Source organism: Streptomyces sp. NPDC042364 (assembly GCF_056437585.1).
In genome coordinates this window covers 32886-50717 of record NZ_JBWKAJ010000019.1, presented here as the reverse complement: position 1 = coordinate 50717, position 17832 = coordinate 32886, and the positions used below count along the sequence as shown (strand labels likewise).

Annotated in this window: 14 protein-coding genes; 5 read left to right on the top strand and 9 right to left on the bottom strand. The window is 71.3% G+C overall.

Annotated elements, in window-relative coordinates; genetic code table 11:
• The first annotated feature begins 28 nt into the window (after nt 1-28).
• Complete coding sequence (locus AC067N_RS30000) at nt 29-1585, top strand: cytochrome P450 (RefSeq protein ID WP_478682024.1); 1557 nt, start codon at nt 29-31, stop codon at nt 1583-1585.
• Here the strand turns inward: AC067N_RS30000 and AC067N_RS29995 are convergent.
• From AC067N_RS29995 to AC067N_RS29955, 9 genes are all read right to left on the bottom strand, one after another.
• Nucleotides 1553-2419 carry a pentapeptide repeat-containing protein gene (locus AC067N_RS29995; protein ID WP_478682023.1) on the bottom strand — a complete coding sequence of 289 codons (867 nt, stop codon included), beginning with the start codon at nt 2417-2419 and terminating at the stop codon, nt 1553-1555. The genes AC067N_RS30000 and AC067N_RS29995 overlap by 33 nt on opposite strands.
• Nucleotides 2420-2519: 100 nt before the next feature.
• The gene (locus AC067N_RS29990) at nt 2520-3821 is read right to left on the bottom strand and encodes an alpha/beta fold hydrolase (protein WP_478682022.1); all 1302 of its coding nucleotides are present in this window, start codon (nt 3819-3821) and stop codon (nt 2520-2522) included.
• Nucleotides 3822-3963: 142 nt separating this feature from the next.
• Nucleotides 3964-4989, bottom strand: coding sequence for a LacI family DNA-binding transcriptional regulator (locus AC067N_RS29985; RefSeq protein WP_478682021.1), 1026 nt, complete (start codon nt 4987-4989; stop codon nt 3964-3966).
• Nucleotides 4990-5100: 111 nt separating this feature from the next.
• Nucleotides 5101-6525: a BNR repeat-containing protein gene (locus AC067N_RS29980; protein ID WP_478682020.1), complete on the bottom strand. Its 1425-nt coding sequence runs from the start codon at nt 6523-6525 to the stop codon at nt 5101-5103.
• Between the two features lie 58 nt (nt 6526-6583).
• Nucleotides 6584-6904 (bottom strand): L-rhamnose mutarotase, encoded by a 321-nt coding sequence (locus AC067N_RS29975; protein ID WP_478682019.1) that lies wholly within the window; start codon nt 6902-6904, stop codon nt 6584-6586.
• 88 nt (nt 6905-6992) lie between these two features.
• A complete protein-coding gene (gene rhaS / locus AC067N_RS29970; RefSeq protein ID WP_478682018.1) occupies nt 6993-8075 on the bottom strand; it encodes a rhamnose ABC transporter substrate-binding protein in 1083 nt (360 codons plus the stop codon).
• Nucleotides 8076-8141: 66 nt separating this feature from the next.
• On the bottom strand, nt 8142-9155 hold the full coding sequence (locus AC067N_RS29965; protein WP_478682017.1) for an ABC transporter permease: 1014 nt from the start codon (nt 9153-9155) through the stop codon (nt 8142-8144).
• Nucleotides 9148-10185, bottom strand: coding sequence for an ABC transporter permease (locus tag AC067N_RS29960; RefSeq protein WP_478682016.1), 1038 nt, complete (start codon nt 10183-10185; stop codon nt 9148-9150). Before AC067N_RS29960 ends, AC067N_RS29965 begins: the two co-directional genes overlap by 8 nt.
• Nucleotides 10182-11699, bottom strand: a complete 1518-nt coding sequence (locus AC067N_RS29955; protein WP_478682015.1) for a sugar ABC transporter ATP-binding protein — start codon at nt 11697-11699, stop codon at nt 10182-10184. Before AC067N_RS29955 ends, AC067N_RS29960 begins: the two co-directional genes overlap by 4 nt.
• Before the next feature lie 255 nt (nt 11700-11954).
• Between AC067N_RS29955 and rhaI the strand changes: the two genes are divergently transcribed.
• The 4 genes from rhaI (at nt 11955) to AC067N_RS29935 (ending at nt 17822) form a co-directional block, all read left to right on the top strand.
• Nucleotides 11955-13124, top strand: coding sequence for an L-rhamnose isomerase (gene rhaI / locus AC067N_RS29950; protein ID WP_478682014.1), 1170 nt, complete (start codon nt 11955-11957; stop codon nt 13122-13124).
• A 177-nt stretch (nt 13125-13301) separates the two neighbouring features.
• On the top strand, nt 13302-15341 hold the full coding sequence (locus AC067N_RS29945) for a bifunctional aldolase/short-chain dehydrogenase (protein ID WP_478682013.1): 2040 nt from the start codon (nt 13302-13304) through the stop codon (nt 15339-15341).
• Entirely contained in the window at nt 15338-16786 is a 1449-nt protein-coding gene (locus AC067N_RS29940) for a rhamnulokinase (RefSeq protein ID WP_478682012.1), read from the top strand. The genes AC067N_RS29945 and AC067N_RS29940 overlap by 4 nt, the downstream gene beginning before the upstream one ends.
• A gap of 280 nt (nt 16787-17066) precedes the next feature.
• Nucleotides 17067-17822, top strand: coding sequence for a (Fe-S)-binding protein (locus AC067N_RS29935; protein WP_478682011.1), 756 nt, complete (start codon nt 17067-17069; stop codon nt 17820-17822).
• Nucleotides 17823-17832 lie beyond the last annotated feature (10 nt).

The following is a 17832-nucleotide window of genomic DNA, read 5'->3' as shown; positions in this document are numbered from 1 at the left end:
GGGGCCTGTGCGCAAGGGAGACGGTGTCATGACGGCGACGAAGGGGGCCACGGCCGCCAGGGGTTTCCGCAGCGCGGAGCTGGGCTGGCCGGAGCTCCGTCGGATACCGCATCCGCCGCACCGGCTGCCCCTGATCGGCGACGCCCTCGGCTCCAGCCCCCGTACGCCGGTCCAGGACTCCACGCGGCTCGGGCAGCGGCTCGGGCCGATCTTCCGGCGGAAGGCGTTCGGCAAGGAGATCGTCTTCGTCGGGGGCGCGGCTCTCGCGGCCGACATGGCGGACGAGTCGCGGTTCGCCAAGCACGTGGGGCTGGGGGTCGCCAATCTGCGGCCGGTCGCCGGGGACGGGCTGTTCACGGCGTACAACGACGAGCCCAACTGGCAGCTCGCGCACGACGTCCTGGCCCCGGGCTTCAGCCGGGAGGCCATGGCCGGCTACCACCCGATGATGCTCGACGTCACCGAGCGGCTGATGGACCACTGGGACCGGGCGGGTGCGGCCGGGCGGTCCGTGGACGTTCCCGGCGACATGACCAAGCTGACCCTGGAGACGATCGCCCGGACCGGCTTCGGCCATGACTTCGGCTCCTTCGAGCGCGAACGCCCGCACCCCTTCGTCTCCGCGATGGTCGGCGTCCTGGGCTACGCCCAGCGCCGCAACGTCGTCCCCGACCCGCTGGCGCCCCTGCTGCTGCGGGCCGCCTCACGGCAGAACGCGGCGGACATGGCCTACCTGAACGACACGGTCGACGCGGTGGTGCGGGCACGCCGGTCGTCCGGTGCCGGCGGAGGCGGCGGCGCCGGAGACCTGCTCGACCGGATGCTGGAGACGGCGCATCCGGAGACCGGGGAGCGGCTGTCCGCCCGGAACGTGCGCCGCCAGGTCATCACCTTCCTGATCGCCGGCCACGAGACCACCTCGGGCGCCCTGTCGTTCGCCCTGCACTACCTCGCCCGGCGCCCCGAACTCGCCGCCCGCGCCCGCGCCGAGGTGGACCGGGTGTGGGGCGACACGGCCAGGCCCGGCTACGACCAGGTCGCCAGACTGCGCTACGTACGGCGGGTGCTCGACGAGACGCTGCGGCTGTGGCCGACGGCGCCCGCCTACTCAAGGGAGGCCCTGGCGGACACCGTGCTGGGCGGTGTCCATCCGATGCGGCGGGGTGCCTGGGCGCTGGTCCTGACGACGCTGGTGCACCGGGATGCGGAGGTGTGGGGCGCGGACGCCGAGCGGTTCGAGCCGGACCGCTTCGACGCGGCGGCCGTCCGCGCACGGCCCCCGCACACCTACAAGCCGTTCGGCACGGGGGCACGGGCCTGCATCGGCCGCCAGTTCGCGCTGCACGAGGCCACGCTGGTGCTGGGGCTGCTGCTGCGCCGTTACGAGCTGCGGCCGGACCCGGCGTACCGGCTGACGGTCGCCGAGCGGCTGACGCTGATGCCGGAGGGGCTGCGGGTGCGCCTGGAGCGCCGGCCGGAGGGCCGGGCCGAGGCCGCATCGGGCGCGGGCACCGAAGGGAGGGCCGGGGGCGCGGAGGTGGGGCCGTCCCGGTCACGCCGCCCAGTGGGCGGGGCGGGTGACTGACTCCGGGAGGCGGGTGCCGGCACTGCCCCGGGCGGCGTTGATCTGCGGCTGGGTGAGGAAGAAGGCGCCGGTCAGGTCCGCGTCGGTGAGGTCCGCGTCGCGCAGGTCAGCACCGATCAGATCGGCGCCGCGCAGGTCGGCTCCGGTCAGGTCGGCGGCTATCAGGTACGCGCCGCGCAGGCTGGCCTTCCTGAGGTCGGCGCCTTTGAGACGCGCGCCCATGAGGTCGGCTCCCCTGCGGTTCTTCCCACGTGCCGCGCCCGCCCCCATGAGGCCGCTGACCTTCAGCAGCACCTCGTTGACCCGCTGCCGGTGCGCTGCGACATCCAGCTCCGCCAGTTCCCCGGCCGTGCGCCGGGTCAGCCGCTCGGTCTCGTCGAGCGCCCGGCGGACCTCGGCGTGCGCCGGGCGGGCGGCGGTCAGGGTCAGCGCTTCGGTGAGGTACCAGAGCAGTTCGTGCAGGTGGCGTACGACCGGGAACACGTCGAACATCCGCCTGGCGTGCTCACGGCCGCCCGTACGCCAGTCCCGGCCGCCGAAGGTGACCTGCGAGACCTTCTGTCCGGCGCCGAAGCAGTCGTAGACGGTGCAGCCGGTGAAGCCCTCGTCCCGCAGCCGGGTGTGGATACCGCACCGGAAGTCGTCCCGGAGGTTCCCGCACGGTTTCCCCGCGGCCTTGTCGACGGCGAAGTCCGCCGAGGCGGCGAAGGGCAGCGCGACACAGCACAGGCCGAAGCAGTTGCCGCAGTCGGCGCGCAGGTCGTCCGGGCCCGGCGGGTCCTGCGGAGCCTGTGAAGTGTGCGGGTTGAGCACATCACCGGATGTTCGTTCCATAGGGCTCACCCTAACGACCCCGCCCGCGTCGCCGGCCGCGTCCAAAGGGCGGCGCAGGGCGGTGCCGTCGGCGTCCGGCCCGCCCCTGCCGGTGTCCTCGTCACTCCTCGTCGCGTGCCAGCGCCAGCAGCCGGTCCAGGACCCGCGGCCCGCCGGCCCGTACGCCGTCGTGTTCGAACTCGTCGGTGACCCAGGTGCGCAGGCCCCGGACGGCACGGGCCGTCCGCAGCGAATGGGCGGTGTCGACGTACATGTCGTCGTGGTAGATCGCCGCGGCGACCGGGACGTCGTTGACGGCGAGCCGGTCCGGGTCGTACAGGGGTCCCCACCCTCGCTCCCCGGCCAGGTCCTCGGCCGTCTCGCGCAGGGGGCGCAGGGCCGGATCGTTCTCGAACATCCAGGGGTGGACGGACTCGCCCGTGAACAGCAGCGGGCCGTCGCCGGTGAGGGTCTTGGCGGCGTCGAACTGCGGGAACTCGGCGCGCACCCGCTCCGCGGCCCAGTCCGTGGGGCCCGGGTCCTGGCCGTAGATCGCCTCGTGGAGGAGCGCGTACAGCGGATGGCCCGCGTACGACAGGAGCCCCTGGACCTCCTCCTGGAAGGCGTCGGAGAGGGCGGGCCCCGTGGGGGTGCGGACGAAGGCGTCCTCCAGCAGGAAGTGCAGCCGGTGGCTGCCGTCGGAGCGGCCGAGCATGATGCCCAGCGACTGGAACGCCTCGACGGTGAACCGGTAGCCGTTCGGCAGGACCACGTCCTGCTGGAGCAGGTGCTCGGCGATCCGCCGGGCCCGCTCGACGTCCTGCGGGTAGCGGGCGTAGTGGGCGGCGACCTTGCGTTCGATGCGCGGGTAGGCGGCGCGGTAGACGTCGTCGGCGGTCGCGTCGAGGGAGGGCAGTCCGCCGGTGATGACGGCGGTGCTCAGCCCCTCGGGGGCGAAGGACAGATAGGTGACCGCGCAGAAGCCGCCGAAGCTCTGCCCGAGGACCGTCCAGGGGGCGCCGCCGGTGACCTCGCGGCGGATGGCCTCGCAGTCGCGGACGATGGAGTCGGCGCGGAAGCGGGCGAGGTAGTCGGCCTGCTCCCGGGGCCCGCCGCGCAGCGGGAGCGTCTGGCGGTTGGCCGGGGTGGAGGCGCCGGTGCCGCGCTGGTCGAGGAGGAGGACCCGGTACTCCTTCAGCGCCCGGTCCAGCCACGCCTGACGGCCGACGAACCGGTTGGCGCCGAAGCCGGGGCCGCCCTGCAGATAGAGCAGCCAGGGCAGGTCCTGGCCGGCCTTGCCGCTCGCGACGACCTCACGCCCGTAGAGCTCGATCCGCTCCCCCGCCGGGTCGTGGTGGTCGAGGGGGACGGCGAAGCGGCGGTCGGTGAGGACGACACCGGGCTGCCGGTAGCTGACGGACAACAGGGCTCCTTGAACGGACGGACTCCGGGCCGTGGCCCAGTCCAGCACAGATTCTCCGCCCGGCCGAGTCCGTGGATCAAGAAAATCCGGCTGACTCCGGAGTCGGTAAGAGCGGCGGTGCGGCCGGGCGGCGGCCGGCCGCTCAGCGCGCCGAGAGGCTGGAGCGGCGCACCACCAGCTCCGGCTGGAGGACGACCCGCCGGTGCTCGTGCGGGCTCGGCGCTGTGTCGGCCTCGGTCTCCTCCAGGAGCAGCTCGGCGGCGAGGGCGCCCATGGTGACGGCGGGCTGGCGTACGGAGGTGAGGGGGACGGCGGCGGCCGCGGCGAACTCGATGTCGTCGTAGCCGACGATGGCGAGGTCGTCGGGGACGCTGACACCGGCCGCGTACATGGCCTGGAGGACGCCCAGGGCGAGCAGGTCGTTGGCGCAGAACACGGCGGTCGGGCGCTCCGCGAGACCGAGCAGTCGGGCGCCCGCGTCCCGCCCGGCGGCCACGTCGAGGCGCTCGGTGGGCAGTTCCCGCAGGGCCTCGGGGCCGAGGCCCGCCTCCTCCAGCGCCTTCAGGGCGCCGGTGCGGCGGTCGCGGACCTGGTTGAGGCCCGAGGGGCCGCTGACATAGGCGATGGAGCGGTGGCCCGCGTCCACCAGGTGCCGCACGGCGAGGGCGCCCCCGGCGACGTCGTCGACGGACACCGAGCACTCGGTGGTGCCCTCGGCGACCCGGTCGACGAGGACGAAGGGGATGCCGTGGCGGCGGAACGCCTCGATGTTGCGCCCGGTCGCGTCCGCGGGGGTCAGCAGCACGCCCCGTACGCGCTGTTCGGCGAAGAGCGACAGGTACTCGGACTCCTCGCCGGCGCTCTGCGCGCTGTTGCAGACCATCACGCCGAGCCCGGCGTCGCGCGCGGCCCGCTCGGCACCGCGCGCGACGTCGACGAAGAAGGGGTTGCCCATGTCGAGCACGAGCAGCCCCATGATCCGGCTCCGCCCGGCCCGCAGCTGGCGCGCCGACTCACTGCGGACGTAGCCGAGTCGGTCGATGGCGGCCAGCACCCGGGCACGGGTTCCGGAGGCCACCGAATCCGGCCGGTTGATGACGTTCGACACCGTGCCGACGGAGACTCCGGCGGCAGCGGCGACGTCCTTGATACCCACCGACTGGGCCATGGGGTGGGGACCTCCAGGAAGGTGCGGAGCGGCGGGCATACGTTCACATTACCTTCGGGCCACCGCAGGAATGACCGGGTCGGGCGCAGGAACGCCGCCGTCGTGGGGGAATCAGGCGGGGAGGGCGAAGTCGATGACGCGGAGCGCCGACGGAGTGGTTCCGCTGGACTTCACCTGGTACATCACGGACAGGACGTTGTCCTGGGCGATGCGGGTCTCGTCGATGACGACCTCGCCGAAGGCGTTGAGTCCTGCGCCGTCGAAGAGGATCCTCCAGTCGGTGTGCCCGGAGGCCACCGAGGCACCGGCGATCCGGCCGAACGGGAAGATCGCGTAGGCGTTGTCGTACTTGTCCATGACCAGCTTGGTGCGCTGGCTGGAGTTGAGCGGCACCGGTATCTCGGTCTTCGCCCACGCGCCGGAGGAGCTCTTGCGGACCAGGAAGGCACGGCCGTTGGCCGTTCGGTCGGCGACGTAGTTCGTGGTGCACTGGCCGAAGCGGCCCGGAACGTAGCTGATGACGGCGTGCGGGCGGCCGGCGGAGTCGGTGGTCTGGCTCTCCTGGTTCATCAGCGAGTGGTCGGGGTTGAGCGGGTCGACGACGAGGCCCGCGTCGTTGACGGATACGCGGTCGGAGCCGCCGGTGACGCCGACGACGGTGCCCGCGTTGTTGCGCCAGGTGCGGCCGCGGTCGTCGGAGTAGACGTAGCCGGTGTCGTGGTTGGTGATGCCGCCGCCGTTGCACATCACGGCGCCGTTCTGCTCGCGCCAGGTGAACATGGCGTGCAGGCGCCCGCCTCGGTCGTAGTCGATGCCGTGCAGGTACATGTTGCGGGCCGTGCTGGAGCCGTGCTCGCTGGTGTACGTGCCGGTGGAGCTCGTCCACTCGCCGAGGTTGGTCCAGGTGGTGCCGTTGTATTCGGCGAGGGCGTTGCGGCCGTTGCCGGAGATGCCGGCGCGGTAGCTCAGCTGGAGGTTGCCCTCCGGGGTGGAGATGAACTGCGGGTAGGTGAACTGGGAGGTGAGGGCGAGCCCGTCGAGGGTGGTCTGCGGGGCGCCGAAGCGGCTGGTGGTCCAGCTCAGCCCGGCCGGGTTGTCCATGAGGCCGGCGACGGACTTGACGTAGGTGAAGCCGTCGCTGTGGGAGTCCATGTTGAGGTGGAGGCGGCCGTCGCCCTTGGAGACGCCCATGGAGATGACGTTGTGGGAGTCGTTGTAGCGCAGCGTGTGGCCGACCTTGACGGTGGACCAGGTGCCGGAGCCGAGGGCGCGGCGGCCGACGACGGCGTTGCGGTCGGCGGTGTACCAGACGGCGTACTGGTAGCCCTTGTAGGTCAGCAGGCCGTTCTTCTGGAACGAGTTGTTGTTGACCAGCCCGTCGTAGGAGACGAAGTAGATGGCCTGGCCGTCCAGCAGGGTGTTGCCGGTCTGGCTGACCGAGGGCCCCGGGTCGGCGGCGCGTGCGGTGGCGGAGCCGAGGGCGGGGGTCACCACGGCGCCTGCGACGGCGGCGCCGAGCAGCGTGCGTCTCTTCATCTCTGGGGACTCCGTTGTCGTCGAAATGAGAAGGGGAGGAAGCAGGTCGAGCAGGAGGTCAGGCCAGGTGGAACACCTCGGTGAGGGGCTTCATGGCCTCGTCGGGGCGGGCGCCGTCGAGGGACTCGAAGAACGGCCCCATCTCCTTCTGCCAGCGGGCGTTGACCTCGGTGGCCTCCATGCCGGCGAGGGCGGCCCGGAAGTCCTCGGTCTCCAGGTAGCCGACGAGGAGGCCGTCGTCGCGCAGGAAGAGGGAGTAGTTGTGCCAGCCGGTGGCCGAGAGCGCCTGGAGCATCTCCGGCCACACGGCGGCGTGCCGCTCGCGGTACTCGTCGATCCGGTCCTCGCGGACCTTGAGCAGGAAGCAGACGCGCTGCATGAGATACCGCTCCTGGGGGGGTGAGGGGGGTGGCTGTGGCTCGTTCGGAGGATCGGGGGATCAGACGGTCGGGTGGCCGGTCCGCCGGTCAGAAGTCGAACTTGTCGATGTTCTCCTTGGTGAAGACGGTGGGCTTGCCGAGGTTGATCACACCGTCCTTGCCGATGGTGTACTCGCCCATGTCGCCGGCGGTGAAGGTCTCGCCCTCCTTGCCGGTGATCTGGCCGGAGACCAGCGCCACCGCGGTGCGGGCGGCCAGCTCGCCGAGCTTCGCCGGGTCCCACAGCTCGAAGCCCTCGACGGTGCCGTCCTTGACGTACTTGCGCATGTCGTTGGGGGTGCCGAGGCCGGTCAGCTTGACCTTGCCCTTGTACTTGGAGCCCGACAGGTACTGGGCGGCGGCCTTGATGCCGACCGTGGTCGGGGAGATGATCCCCTTCAGGTTCGGGTACTCCTGGAGCAGGCCCTGGGTCTGCTGGAAGGACTTCTGGGCGTCGTCGTCGCCGTAGGCGACCTTGACGAGCTTGATGTCCTTGTACTTGTCCTGCTTGAGCTCGTCCTTCATGAACTCGATCCAGGTGTTCTGGTTGGTCGCGGTCTGCGCGGCCGACAGGATCGCGATCTCGCCCTTGTAGCCGATCTGCTCGGCGAGCAGCTGGACCTCGGTGCGGCCCAGGTCCTCCGCGCTGGCCTGCGAGACGAAGGCGTTGCGGCACTCGGGCTTGGTGTCCGAGTCGTAGGTGACGACCTTGATGTCGTTGGACATGGCCTGCTTGAGCGCGGTGCACAGGGCGCCGGGGTCCTGCGCGGAGACGGCCATGGCGTCGACCTGCTGCTGAGTGAGGGTGTTGACGTAGTTCACCTGGCCGGAGGTGTCCGTGGCGCTGGAGGGGCCGACCTCCTTGTAGCTGGAGCCCAGCTCCTTCAGGGCGGCCTCGCCGCCCTTGTCGGCGGAGGTGAAGTACGGGTTGTTGACCTGCTTGGGCAGGAAGCCGACCGTCAGGCCCTTCTTCAGCTCGGCGTTCGGGTCGGCCTTTCGGGTCGCGCTCGCCGAGGCGGCGTCGTTCTTGACGTCCTCCTTGGTGGTGCCGCCGCAGGCGGTGGCCGCCAGGGCGAAGGAGGTGACGGCCGCGAGTGCCGCACAGGAGCGACGCAGGGTTGCCTTGCGCATGAGGATTCCTTGGATACGGAGGGACGGGCGGGTGTGCGTGTGCGGATGGCGGTGGGGGCCCAGCCGTCAGGGGGCTGGAGTGGGCGCCTTGGGAACCGGCGCTGAGGCCGCGCCGCGGCCGGCCCTCGCGACGGAGATCTGACGTGCGACCCGGGGGCCGAGCACGGAGAGGACGAGCAGGACACCGGTGACGACGATCTGCGACTGGGCGGAGACGTCCTGCAGGCTCATCACGTTCTGGAGGGTGCCGAGGAGGAACACACCGGCGATCGCGCCGCCGAGGGTGCCCTTGCCGCCGTCGAAGTCGATACCGCCGAGCAACACGGCGGCGATGACGGAGAGTTCGAGACCGGTGGCGTTGTCGTAGCGGGCGCTGGCGTAGTGCAGGGCCCAGAAGATTCCGGTGAGGGAGGCCATCAGACCGGTGACGGTGAAGAGGATCAGCTTCTGGCGCCTGACGCGGATGCCGGTGAAGCGCGCGGCCTCCTCACTGGCGCCGATCGCGAACAGGGAGCGCCCGAACGGGGTGGCGTGCAGGGCGACCACGGCGATGACGAGCAGCACCAGGAAGGGGATGAAGGCCTGCGGGACGAAGCTGTCGCCGATGCGGCCGGCCGCGAAGTCCAGGTACTGCGTGGGGAAGTCGGTCACCGCGTCGGAGCCGAGCACGATCTGCGCGATGCCCCGGTAGGCGGCGAGGGTTCCGATGGTGACGGCGAGGGAGGACAGACCGAGCCGGGTGACCAGCAGGCCGTTGATCAGGCCGCACACCACACCGAGGGCCAGACAGATCGGAATGATCGCCTCGATGGTCATGCCCTGGTTCCACAGGGCGCCCATCACCGCGCCGGACAGCCCGGCCGTGGAGGCGACCGACAGGTCGATCTCGCCGGACACCACCAGCAGGGTCATCGGCAGGGCGATCAGCGCGATCGGCAGGGTGTTGCCGATGAGGAACGACAGGTTGAGCGCGTTGCCGAAGCCGTCGACGGTGGAGAAGGACAGCAGGAGCACGACGATCAGGAGGGCGCCGACCACGGTGTCCCAGCGAATGGCGCGCGACAGGGTGGAGTCAGCCATGGCGGGCGTTCCTCTTCTTCAGGGCGGTCGCCACCCGCAGTGCGACCGCGCGGTCCACGGCGATGGCGAGGATGAGCAGGATGCCGTTGATGGCGAGCACCCACACCGAGCTGACGCCGAGGGCGGGCAGCACGCTGTTGATGGACGTCAGCAGCAGGGCACCCAGTGCGGCCCCGTAGACGCTGCCGGAGCCCCCGGTGAAGACGACTCCGCCGACCACGACCGCGCTGACGACGGTCAGTTCGTAGCCGTTGCCCGTGCCGGAGTCGACGTTGCCGAAGCGGGCCAGGTACAGCGCTCCGGCGAGGCCGGCGAGAGCGCCGCAGAAGGTGTAGGCGACCAGGATCCGCTTGCGGACCGGGATGCCGGCGAGCCGGGCGGCCTCCGGGTTGGAGCCGAGCGCGTACAGCTCGCGTCCGCTGCCGAAGTGCTTCAGGTAGTACGCCGTGGCCACCAGCACCGCCAGGGCGATCAGCGCCAGGTACGGCACCGCGGTGATGCCGCCGGAGCCGAAGTCCACGAAACCGTCGGGCAGGTCGGCCGCGGTGATCTGACGGGAACCGACCCAGATGGAGTCGATGCCGCGGATGATGTACAGCGTGCCGAGGGTGACGACTAGGGCCGGGACCTGGCCGAGGCTGACGAGCAGTCCGTTCAGCAGCCCGAAGCCGATGCCCATCAGGACCGCCAGGAACACGGCGACGACCGCGTTGCCGCCGCCCTGGAGATAGGTGCCGGCGGCGAAGGCGCTGATGCCGAGCGTGGAGCCCACCGACAGGTCGACGTTTCGGGTGATGACGACCAGCGACTGGCCTACGGCGACCAGCACCAGGATGGTCGCGTTCAGCAGCAGGTCCTTGATGCCCTGCTCGGTGAGGAACTCGCTGTTGCCGAGCTGGGTGACGACGATCATCGCCACGAAGACGACGAGGATGGCGAGTTCCCGCATCTTGAAGACGCGGTCCACGAGCCGGGTGCCGCTGGACCGGGGCACCTCGACGGGGGTGTTCTGCGGAGTGGTCACCGTCATGCGGCGGCCCTCCCCGTGGCTGCGGCCATCACGGATTCCTCGGTGGCTTCGGAGCGAGGGATCTCGGCGGTGAGCCGGCCCTCGTGCATCACGAGCACGCGGTCGGCCATTCCGAGGATCTCGGGCAGGTCGGAGGAGATCATCAGCACCGCCACACCGTCGGCGGCGAGTTCGCTGAGGAGGCGGTGCACCTCGGCCTTGGTGCCGACGTCGATGCCGCGGGTGGGCTCGTCGACGATCAGCACCTTCGGGCCGGTGGCGAGCCACTTGGCGAGCACGACCTTCTGCTGGTTGCCGCCGGACAGGGTGTTGACGGTGTCGGCGATACGGGCGTACTTCACCTGGAGCCTGACCGCCCAGTCGAGGGAACGGCTGCGCTCCGCTCCGCGGTCGACCAGGCCGGCCTTCACGGTCGTCCGGAGCCCGGTGAGACCGATGTTCCGCTCGATGGACATGTCCATCACCAGCCCCTGGGCGCGGCGGTCCTCGGGGACCAGGGCGAGTCCGGCGGACATGGCGGTGGAGGGCGCCCCGTTGGTGAGGGGCTTTCCGTCGACGGCGACCTCGCCCGCGTCCCAGCGGTCGATGCCGAAGACGGCCCGTGCCACCTCCGTGCGGCCGGCGCCGACGAGGCCGGCCAGGCCGACGATCTCGCCCCGGCGGACGTCGAAGGAGACGTCGGTGAAGACGCCCTCTCGGGTCAGCCGGCGGACGCTCAGGGCGACTTCACCGGGCTCGACCTGCTGCTTGGGGTACAGCTCCGCCAGGTCGCGGCCCACCATGCGGCGGACGAGGTCGTCCTCGGTCATGCCGTCGAGGGGTTCGCTGGAGATCCAGGCGCCGTCGCGCAGGGTGGTGACCCGTCGGCAGATCTGGAAGATCTCCTCCAGCCGGTGGGAGATGAAGAGGACCGCCGAGCCCTGCTCGCGCAGGGTGCGGACGACGCCGAAGAGCCGGGCCACCTCGCTGCCGGTGAGGGCCGCCGTCGGCTCGTCCATGATCAGGACGCGGGCGTCGAACGAGAGCGCCTTGGCGATCTCGACGATCTGCTGGTCGGCGATGGACAGGCCGCGTGCCGGGCGGTCGGGGTCGAGTTCGACGCCGAGCCGCTGCATCAGGGCGAGGGTCGCCGTGTGCGTGGCCTTGTGGTCGATCCGGCCGAGGGCGCGCCGCGGCCGGCGGCCCATGAAGATGTTCTCGGCGATCGACAGGTCGGGGAAGAGCGTGGGCTCCTGGTAGATGACGGCGATGCCCGCGTCCCGGGCGTCGGCCGGACCGTGGAACACCGTGGGCGCTCCGTCGAGGAGCACCTGGCCGGAGTCCGGTCGGTGCACCCCGGCGAGCGTCTTGATCAGGGTCGACTTGCCCGCGCCGTTCTCACCGGCGAGTGCGTGCACCTCGCCCGGGAACAGTTCGAGGGACACGTCCCGCAGGGCGCGTACGGCGCCGAAGGACTTGGAGATGCCCTTCAGTGCGAGAACGGGGGCCGGACCCGTGTCGGACCGGTCTGTCATGAGGGCTCCTTGACGACGCCGGTGGCGGAGGGCGGGGCCCTCACTGCGTCGTGAAAGGTTTCAACTTGGTTGCCGGGACGTTAGGCACCACACGCAGGTCACGTCAATGGGTTTCGATCGAAATTTTTTCGACAGGAGAGGTCACAACAGGGTCACGACCGACGGTCTTGACCTGGGGGGTTGACAGTCGGACGAGCCGCTCATAGTTTCCCGTGCTGAATCGTTTCAGACATCAAAGCCGGTAGGAGCCCTGACGTGACCGAGCTCGCCGCGGTGAAGGCCGCCCTCAAGACCCAGGCCGTCGAGACGCCGTCGTGGGCGTACGGAAACTCCGGAACCCGTTTCAAGGTGTTCGCCCAAGCCGGTGTGCCGCGCAACCCCTGGGAGAAGCTCGACGACGCCGGCAAGGTGCACGAGTTCACCGGTGTGGCCCCGACCGTGGCCCTGCACATCCCCTGGGACAAGGTCGACGGCTCCGATGGATACGCAGAGCTCGCCAAGCACGCCGAACAGCGCGGGGTGAGGCTCGGCGCGATCAACTCCAACACCTTCCAGGACGACGACTACAAGCTGGGCAGCATCTGCCACCCGGACGCGGCCGTGCGCCGCAAGGCCGTCGACCATCTGCTGGAGTGCGTCGACATCATGGACGCCACCGGGTCCCGCGATCTGAAGCTGTGGTTCGCGGACGGCACGAACTACCCCGGCCAGGACGATGTGCGCGAGCGGCAGGACCGGCTGGCCGAGGGTCTGGCCGAGGTGTACGAGCGGCTCGGGGACGGGCAGCGGATGCTTCTGGAGTACAAGTTCTTCGAGCCCGCCTTCTACACCACCGACGTCCCGGACTGGGGCACCGCCTACGCGCACTGCCTGAAGCTCGGGCCGAAGGCGCAGGTCGTGGTCGACACCGGGCACCACGCGCCCGGCACCAACATCGAGTTCATCGTGGCGACGCTGCTGCGCGAGGGGAGGCTCGGCGCGTTCGACTTCAACTCCCGGTTCTACGCGGACGACGACCTGATGGTCGGGGCCGCCGACCCGTTCCAGCTGTTCCGGATCATGTACGAGGTGGTGCGCGGGGGCGGGTTCACTCCCGAGGTCGCGTTCATGCTCGACCAGTGCCACAACATCGAGGCGAAGATCCCGGCGATCATCCGGTCGGTGATGAACGTCCAGGAGGCCACGGCGAAGGCGCTGCTGGTGGACCGGGAGGCGCTTCGCTCCGCCCAGCAGGCCGGGGACGTGCTGGAGGCCAACGCGGTGCTGATGGACGCGTACAACACGGATGTGCGGCCGCTGCTTCGTGAGGTGCGGGAGGAGATGGGGCTGGACCCCGACCCGATCTCCGCGTACCGCCGGTCCGGGTGGGCCTCGAAGATCGTCGAGGAGCGGGTCGGCGGGGAGCAGGCGGGGTGGGGAGCGTGACCGCTGCGGTGGGCTGACGGCGATGGCCGAGCCCCGTCTGCCGGGTCCTGCCGGTCGCGGACTGCGGGCCGGTTCGTGGCTGGTCGCGCCCACGCGGCGGTGGCCGCCATTCGGCACAGCCCCGTGCCCCTGAGAAGTCTCCCCCTGGTTACATCGTCACGTAAGGATTGATCGCACATGGCTACCCATCCCGAAGCCGCCGCCCTGCTCGCCCGGTCCCGTCGCCTCGGTGCCGACCCCCGCAACACCAACTACGCCGGCGGCAACGCGTCCGCCAAGGGGACCGCCACCGACCCCGTCACCGGGGGTGATGTGGAGCTGATGTGGGTGAAGGGGTCCGGGGGTGACCTCGGGACGCTCACCGAGGCCGGCCTCGCGGTACTGCGGCTGGACCGGATGCGGGCCCTCGTCGACGTGTACCCGGGGGTGGAGCGCGAGGACGAGATGGTCGCCGCGTTCGACTACTGCCTGCACGGCAAGGGCGGGGCGGCGCCGTCCATCGACACGGCCATGCACGGCCTGGTGGACGCCGCCCACGTGGACCATCTGCACCCCGACTCCGGGATCGCGCTGGCCTGCGCGGCCGACGGGGAGAAGCTGACCGCCGAGTGCTTCGGGGACAGCGTGGTGTGGGTGCCGTGGCGACGGCCGGGCTTCCAGCTGGGGCTGGACATCGCCGCCGTGAAGCGGGAGAACCCGCGGGCCATCGGGTGTGTGCTCGGCGGACACGGCATCACCGCCTGGGGCGACACGGCCGAGGAGTGCGAGCGGAACTCGCTCCGCATCATCCGTACCGCCGAGGCGTTTCTGAAGGAGAAGGGGAGGGCCGAGCCCTTCGGAGCGGTCATCGAGGGCTACGAGGCCCTCGACGCCGCCGCGCGCCGGGAGCGGGCCGCCGCACTGGCGCCCCACGTCCGGGCCGTCGCCTCGCAGGACAGGCCGCAGGTCGGGCACTTCACCGACTCCGAGGCCGTGCTCGACTTCCTGTCCCGTGCGGAGCACCCGCGGCTCGCCGCGCTGGGCACCTCGTGCCCGGACCACTTCCTCCGGACGAAGGTCCGTCCGCTCGTGCTGGACCTGCCCCCGAGCGTGGACCTGGACACGGCGATCGCCCGGCTGAAGGAGCTGCACGCCGAGTACCGCGAGGAGTACGCCGCCTACTACCGGCGGCACGCCGAGCCCGACTCCCCGGCGATGCGCGGCGCCGACCCGGCGATCGTGCTGATCCCGGGCGTGGGCATGTTCAGCTTCGGCAAGGACAAGCAGACGGCACGGGTGGCCGGCGAGTTCTACGTCAACGCGATCAACGTGATGCGGGGGGCCGAGGCGGTCTCCACGTACGCGCCGATCGAGGAGTCGGAGAAGTTCCGCATCGAGTACTGGGCGCTGGAGGAGGCCAAGCTCCGGCGGATGCCCCAGCCGAAGCCGCTGGCCACACGGGTGGCGCTGGTGACGGGGGCGGGCAGCGGGATCGGCAGGGCCATCGCGCACCGGCTGGTCGCCGAGGGCGCGTGTGTCGTCGTCGCCGATCTCAACGGCGACAACGCCGCCACCGTCGCGGAGGAGCTGGGCGGGCCGGACAGGGCCGTCGCCGTGACCGTCGACGTGACCGACGAGGAGCAGATCGCCGGGGCCTTCAAGGCGGCCGTGCTCGCCTTCGGCGGTGTCGACCTCGTCGTCAACAACGCCGGCATCTCGATCTCCAAGCCGCTGCTGGAGACCACCGCCGGGGACTGGGACCTCCAGCACGACATCATGGCCCGCGGTTCGTTCCTCGTCTCGCGCGAGGCGGCGCGGGTGATGATCGCGCAGGGGCTGGGCGGCGACATCGTCTACATCGCCTCCAAGAACGCCGTCTTCGCCGGCCCGAACAACATCGCGTACTCCGCGACCAAGGCCGACCAGGCCCACCAGGTGCGGCTGCTCGCCGCCGAGCTGGGCGGGCACGGCATCCGCGTCAACGGCGTCAACCCGGACGGTGTGGTGCGCGGGTCCGGCATCTTCGCCGGCGGCTGGGGCGCCCAGCGGGCGGCGACCTACGGTATCGAGGAGGAGAAGCTCGGCGAGTTCTACGCCCAGCGGACCATCCTCAAGCGCGAAGTGCTGCCCGAGCACGTGGCGGCCGCGGTGTTCGCGCTGACCGGCGGGGAGCTGACGCACACCACCGGGCTGCACGTCCCGGTCGACGCCGGCGTCGCCGCCGCCTTCCTGCGATGAGCACGGCCGTGACGTCGTACGCCGCGGTCGACCTCGGCGCGTCCAGCGGGCGGGTCATGGTCGGCCGGGCGGGCCGGGACTCGCTGGACCTGGTCGAGGCGCACCGGTTCCCGAACCGGCCGGTGCGGACACCCGAGGGGCTGCGCTGGGACGTGCTCGGCCTGTACGCGGGGGTCCTCGACGGGCTGAGGGCGGCCGGGCAGGTCGACTCCGTCGGCATCGACAGCTGGGCCGTCGACTACGGGCTGCTGGACGCCGACGGCGCCCTCCTCGGCAACCCGGTGCACTACCGGGACACCCGGACCGAGGGCGTCGCGGAGAAGGTGTGGGCCACCGTGCCCGCCGCCGAGCTGTACGCGGCCACCGGCCTGCAGTACGCCCCTTTCAACACGCTGTACCAGCTGGTCGCCGCCAGGTCGTCCGCGCAGCTGGCGTACGCGAGGCGGCTGCTGCTGATCCCGGACCTGCTGTCGTACTGGCTCACGGGCGAGTTCGGCACGGAGCTGACGAACGCCTCCACGACCCAGCTGATCGATCCGCGCACCCGCGACTGGGCGTACGACGTGGCGGAGCGGCTCGGCGTCGACCTGGGGCTGTTCGCCCCGCTGCGGCGGCCGGGCGACCCGGCGGGGCTGTTGCGTCGGCGGGTGCTGGAGGAGACGGGGCTGACCGGACCGGTGCCGGTGACGACCGTGGGGTCCCACGACACCGCCTCGGCGGTCGCCGCCGTGCCCGCGACCGGGGAGCGGTTCGCGTACATCTGCACCGGCACCTGGTCCCTGGCGGGGCTGGAGCTGGAGGCGCCGGTGCTGACCGAGGAGAGCCGGGCCGCCAACTTCACCAATGAGCTGGGGCTGGACGGCACGGTCCGTTACCTGCGGAACATCATGGGCCTGTGGCTGCTCCAGGAGTGCGTACGGGACTGGGGGAACCCCGATCTCGGGGCGCTGCTGCGGGCCGCCGCCGATGTGCCGGCGCTGCGGTCGGTCGTGGACGCCGGGGATGCGGCGTTCCTGGCGCCCGGCCGGATGCCGGAGCGGATCGCGACGGCGTGCCGGGAGTCGGGGCAGCCGGTGCCCTCCTCCCCCGCCGAGACCACCCGCTGCATCCTCGACTCCCTCGCCCTCGCCCACCGGCGGGCCGTCGCCGAGGCCCAGGCGCTCGCCGACCACCCGGTGGACGTCGTCCACATCGTCGGGGGCGGCACCCGCAACGCCCTGCTGTGCCGGCTCACCGCCGACGCCTGCGGGCTGCCGGTGGTGGCGGGCCCCGCGGAGGCTGCGGCCCTGGGCAACGTACTCGTCCAGGCCCGGACGCACGGTGTGGTGGGCGACCGGGCCTCGATGCGACGGCTCGTCGCCCGCACGCAGCCGCTGGTGCGGTACGAACCGCGGGGCGACCCGGCTGCCTGGCGCGCCGCGGAGGACCGGCTCGCCCCGAGGTGAGCTGCGCCGTGCCGGGGCGGCCGGTGAACGACACCCCGGTGCGGCGGCCGATGGACGCCCCCGGCACCCGGCTCCGCGGCCGGGTGAGTGAGCGACGGCCCGCGGCATGCCGTCCGGCTGGACGACCCCGTCCCGCCCGGCGCACGTTCGGCTTGGCGCCCCGTACGCACAGCCGCGAGCCGGACGCGCGCGGCCAACCCCGCCGCCGGGGCCCTCTCGCCCTCCGGGCACAGGCGTCGTACCCTGCTTTCATCCGATGACCGACCTTCAAGGAGCCGCGATGCGTGTCGCCCTGTTCCTGACCTGCGTCAACGACACGCTCTATCCGGACACCGGCCGAGCCGTGGTGAAACTGCTGACCAGGCTAGGCGTGGACGTGGACTTCCCGATGGGTCAGACCTGCTGCGGGCAGGCCCACTACAACACCGGCTACCGGCATCAGGCAGAACCACTCGCCCGTAAGTTCTCCGATGTATTCGGAGGGTACGAGGCGATCGTGACGCCGTCCGGTTCCTGCGGGGCGATGGTGCGGGAGCTGTATCCGCGCATGGGTGAGCGGGCGCGGGCCGAGGGGCGCGGCGACACGCTGGCGCGGACTCTCGCGCCGGTCGTGCCGAAGACGTTCGAGCTGACCGAGTTCCTGGTGGACGTGCTCGGTGTGACGGACGTCGGGGCGTACTACCCGCACACGGTGACCTACCACCCGACCTGCCACGGCCTGCGCGGTCTGGGGCTCGGTGACCGGCCTCGCCGCCTGCTCCAGGCGGTGAGGGGACTGGAGCTGGTGGAGCTGCCGGGGGCGGAGGAGTGCTGCGGCTTCGGCGGCACCTTCGCCGTGAAGAACTCCGACGTCTCGGCGGCGATGGGCAGGGACAAGGTGCGCAACGCCGAGTCGACGGGCGCGGAGGTGCTGTGCGCGGCCGACAACTCGTGTCTGATGCACATCGGCGGCACCATGGCACGGCTGCGCACGGGTATGCGTCCCGTCCACATCGCGGAGATCCTGGCGAGCACGGAAGAGGAGCCGGCGGCATGACGGTTCGTAC

Coding starts and splice junctions, on each gene's coding strand:
- AC067N_RS29955 (WP_478682015.1), bottom strand. CDS start 11,699: ATGACAGACCGGTCCGACACGGGTCCGGCCCCCGTTCTCGCACTGAAG.
- AC067N_RS29980 (WP_478682020.1), bottom strand. CDS start 6,525: ATGAAGAGACGCACGCTGCTCGGCGCCGCCGTCGCAGGCGCCGTGGTG.
- AC067N_RS29985 (WP_478682021.1), bottom strand. CDS start 4,989: ATGGCCCAGTCGGTGGGTATCAAGGACGTCGCCGCTGCCGCCGGAGTC.
- AC067N_RS29940 (WP_478682012.1), top strand. CDS start 15,338: ATGAGCACGGCCGTGACGTCGTACGCCGCGGTCGACCTCGGCGCGTCC.
- AC067N_RS29935 (WP_478682011.1), top strand. CDS start 17,067: ATGCGTGTCGCCCTGTTCCTGACCTGCGTCAACGACACGCTCTATCCG.
- AC067N_RS29995 (WP_478682023.1), bottom strand. CDS start 2,419: ATGGAACGAACATCCGGTGATGTGCTCAACCCGCACACTTCACAGGCT.
- AC067N_RS29945 (WP_478682013.1), top strand. CDS start 13,302: ATGGCTACCCATCCCGAAGCCGCCGCCCTGCTCGCCCGGTCCCGTCGC.
- AC067N_RS30000 (WP_478682024.1), top strand. CDS start 29: ATGACGGCGACGAAGGGGGCCACGGCCGCCAGGGGTTTCCGCAGCGCG.
- AC067N_RS29965 (WP_478682017.1), bottom strand. CDS start 9,155: ATGGCTGACTCCACCCTGTCGCGCGCCATTCGCTGGGACACCGTGGTC.
- rhaS (WP_478682018.1), bottom strand. CDS start 8,075: ATGCGCAAGGCAACCCTGCGTCGCTCCTGTGCGGCACTCGCGGCCGTC.
- AC067N_RS29960 (WP_478682016.1), bottom strand. CDS start 10,185: ATGACGGTGACCACTCCGCAGAACACCCCCGTCGAGGTGCCCCGGTCC.
- AC067N_RS29975 (WP_478682019.1), bottom strand. CDS start 6,904: ATGCAGCGCGTCTGCTTCCTGCTCAAGGTCCGCGAGGACCGGATCGAC.